Source organism: Aeromicrobium sp. PFPM2_SD2 (genome assembly GCF_057364525.1).
This window is the reverse complement of sequence record NZ_JBNFNZ010000266.1, coordinates 1-3,598: the sequence shown is the minus strand read 5'-3', so window position 1 is coordinate 3,598 and position 3,598 is coordinate 1. Positions and strand designations below refer to the sequence as shown.

Genomic DNA, 3,598 nt, shown 5'->3' with positions numbered 1-3,598 from the left:
CGGTCGCCGTGCTCGCCGGCACCGACGCCGCGTACGGGGAGTGGGGGCGCCGAGCTCGTCGCCGCGCTCCGCGAGGCCGGCGCGACCCGCGTCGTCCTGGCCGGGAAGCCGGCGGCGGTCGACGCCGAGCTGGACGACTCCGCCGCGGCCGGGCTCGACGCCCTGGCCTTCCTGCGCCGCACCCGAGAGGCACTCGCATGAGCATCCCGAAGAGCTTCGCCGGACTCCCGCTCGACCCCGAGCAGCCGGCGCGTCCGGACGCCGCCGCGTTCGCGGCCGCGACCCAGGGGCACCAGGCGTGGTCCTCGCCCGAGGGCATCGACGTCAAGGGCCTCTACACGGCCGCGGACGTCGAGGGCCTGGACGCGCTGGACACCTACCCGGGCCTGACGCCGTTCCTGCGCGGCCCGTACCCGGCGATGTACACGACGCAGCCGTGGACGATCCGCCAGTACGCGGGCTTCTCCACCGCCGAGGAGTCCAACGCGTTCTACCGGCGCAACCTCGCCGCCGGGCAGAAGGGCCTGTCGGTCGCGTTCGACCTGGCGACCCACCGCGGCTACGACTCGGACAACCCGCGCGTCGTGGGCGACGTGGGCATGGCCGGCGTCGCCATCGACTCGATCTACGACACGCGCACCCTGTTCGACGGCATCCCGCTGGACAAGATGAGCGTCTCGATGACGATGAACGGCGCGGTGCTGCCGGTGCTGGCGCTCTACATCGTGGCCGCCGAGGAGCAGGGCGTGAAGCCCGAGCAGCTGGCCGGGACCATCCAGAACGACATCCTCAAGGAGTTCATGGTCCGCAACACCTACATCTACCCGCCGGCGCCGTCGATGCGGATCATCTCCGACATCTTCGCCTTCACCGCCCAGCGGATGCCGCGGTTCAACTCGATCTCGATCTCCGGCTACCACATGCAGGAGGCCGGAGCGACGAACGACCTGGAGCTGGCCTACACGCTGGCCGACGGCGTCGACTACATCCGCGCCGGCCTCGACGTGGGCCTGGACATCGACGCGTTCGCGCCGCGGCTGAGCTTCTTCTGGGCCATCGGCATGAACTTCTTCATGGAGGTCGCCAAGCTGCGGGCGGCCCGCGCCCTGTGGGCCCGCCTGGTGCGCGACTTCGACCCGAAGAACCCCAAGAGCCTGAGCCTGCGCACCCACAGCCAGACGTCCGGCTGGTCGCTGACCGCCCAGGACGTGTTCAACAACGTGGGCCGCACCGCGATCGAGGCGATGGCCGCGACGCAGGGCCACACCCAGTCGCTGCACACGAACGCGCTCGACGAGGCGATCGCGCTGCCGACCGACTTCAGCGCCCGCATCGCGCGCAACACCCAGCTGGTGCTGCAGCAGGAGTCGGGCACGACGGACGTCATCGACCCGTGGGGCGGGTCGTACTACGTCGAGCGGCTGACCCACGACCTGGCCAACCGGGCCTGGGCGCACATCCTGGAGGTCGAGAAGGCCGGCGGCATGTCCAAGGCCATCGAGGCCGGCATCCCCAAGATGCGCATCGAGGAGGCCGCGGCCCGCACGCAGGCCCGCATCGACTCCGGGCAGCAGGCGGTCATCGGCGTCAACACCTACCGGCTGGCCGACGAGGACCCGCTCGAGGTGCTCAAGGTCGACAACAAGGCGGTCTACGCCTCGCAGGTGGCCAAGCTCGAGCGGCTGCGCGCCGAGCGCGACGACGACGAGGTGCGCCGCACGCTCGAGGCGCTGACCCACAGCGCCGAGCGCGGCGCGTCCCGGGACGGCTCGCTCGACGGCAACCTGCTCGCGCTCGCCGTGGACGCGGCGCGGGCCAAGGCCACGGTCGGCGAGATCTCCGACGCGCTGGAGAAGGTGTACGGACGCCACCAGGCCGTGATCCGTACGATCTCGGGTGTGTACCGCTCCGAGGCCGGTGGCGCCGGCAACGTCGAGGCCGTCATCGAGAAGACCGAGCGCTTCGAGGAGGCCGAGGGCCGCCGGCCGCGCATCCTCGTGGCCAAGATGGGCCAGGACGGCCACGACCGCGGGCAGAAGGTCATCGTGTCGGCCTTCGCCGACATGGGCTTCACCGTCGACGTCGGTCCGCTGTTCTCCACGCCCGAGGAGGTCGCCCAGCAGGCCGTGGACGCCGACGTCGACATCGTGGGGGTCTCGTCGCTGGCCGCCGGACACCTCACGCTCGTCCCGGCGCTCAAGGACGCGCTGGCCGAGCTCGGCCGCCCGGAGATCATGATCGTCGTCGGCGGCGTCATCCCGCCCGACGACGTCCCGACGCTGCTCGAGATGGGGGCTGCGGCGGTCTTCCCGCCCGGCTCGGTCATCGCCGACTCGGCGCTGGACCTGCTCGACAAGCTCTCCGCGCAGCTCGGGCACTGAGCCCGTGGCCCGGACGATCGACGTCGCCGAGCTCGCCGAGGGCGTCCGCGCCGGCCGGCGGGCGGCGGTGTCGCGGGCGATCACGCTCGTCGAGTCCCGTCGCGCCGACCACCGTGCGCAGGCGCGCGACCTGCTCGCCGCCCTGACCCCGGACGCCGGGGGAGCGGTGCGCGTGGGCATCTCCGGCGTCCCCGGCGTGGGCAAGTCGACGTTCATCGAGGCGCTCGGCATGCACCTGGTCGGTCGTGGGCAGAAGGTGGGCGTGCTCGCCGTGGACCCCTCCAGCGTCCGCACCGGCGGCTCGGTGCTGGGTGACAAGACGCGCATGGCGCAGCTCTCGGCGCACCCGCAGGCGTACATCCGCCCGTCCCCGACGGCCGGCACGCTCGGCGGCGTCGCCCGGGCCACGGCCCAGGCCATCACGGTGCTCGAGGCCGCCGGCTACGACGCGGTGCTCGTGGAGACGGTCGGGGTGGGCCAGTCCGAGATCACCGTCGCGGGGATGGTCGACAGCTTCCTGTTCCTCACCATCGCCCGCACCGGCGACCAGCTCCAGGGCATCAAGAAGGGCATCCTGGAGATCGCCGACGTCATCGCCGTGAACAAGGCCGACGGCGAGCGCGTCACCGAGGCGAGGGCGGCGGCCAAGGAGCTGGCCGGGGCGCTGCGGCTCGTCCACGCCGGCGGGCAGGGCTGGGTCCCGCCGGTGCTGACCTGCTCGGCGGTCGAGGGCACGGACATCGACACGGTCTGGCAGCGCGTGGTGCGCCACCGCGAGTTCCTCGGGGTGGCCGGGCTGCGCGAGAAGCGGGCCCAGCAGCAGCTCGACTTCGCCTGGGCGCTGGTGCGCGACGAGCTCGAGCAGCGGCTCACGAGCGACCCCGACGTGCGCCGCGTCCGCGACGAGGTGCGCGAGCAGGTGCTGGCCGGGCGGATGCCCGCGGCGACGGCCGCCGACCGCATCCTGGAGGCCTGGGACGCGTGAGCGGCCGCCCTGAGATCCGACGGGCGGATTGGGCCCGGTGCGATAGCGTTCGCCCGTGCGCCTGAGCCGTGTTCTCCTCCTGTCCTGCTTCGCCCTGGGCGTCGCCGCGATCGTCGCGCTGCTGCTCTCCGCGGACCGTCCGGCCGTCGGCCTGCTGACCGCCGCGCTGCTCGCGCTGGCCGCCTGGCTGTCGGTGCGGCTGCGGGTGCTGGGGCAGCAGCTGACGGCCGTC

At 72.8% G+C, this 3,598-nt stretch carries 3 protein-coding genes; all 3 read left to right on the top strand.

The annotated features are described in order from the left end of the window. The coding region (locus tag AC2W7G_RS11780; protein ID WP_485868607.1) for a hypothetical protein at window positions 1-201 on the top strand (201 nt) is incomplete at its 5' end. Further along, complete coding sequence (gene scpA / locus AC2W7G_RS11775; RefSeq protein WP_485868606.1) at window positions 198-2,381, top strand: methylmalonyl-CoA mutase; 2,184 nt, start codon at window positions 198-200, stop codon at window positions 2,379-2,381. The genes AC2W7G_RS11780 and scpA, both read left to right, overlap by 4 nt. A gap of 4 nt (window positions 2,382-2,385) precedes the next feature. Then, a complete protein-coding gene (meaB, locus tag AC2W7G_RS11770; RefSeq protein WP_485868605.1) occupies window positions 2,386-3,366 on the top strand; it encodes a methylmalonyl Co-A mutase-associated GTPase MeaB in 981 nt (326 codons plus the stop codon). The last annotated feature ends 232 nt before the right edge of the window (window positions 3,367-3,598 follow it).

Excerpts from the sequence above, each read along its gene's own strand:
- scpA (WP_485868606.1), top strand. The coding sequence starts at position 198 with ATGAGCATCCCGAAGAGCTTCGCCGGACTCCCGCTCGACCCCGAGCAG.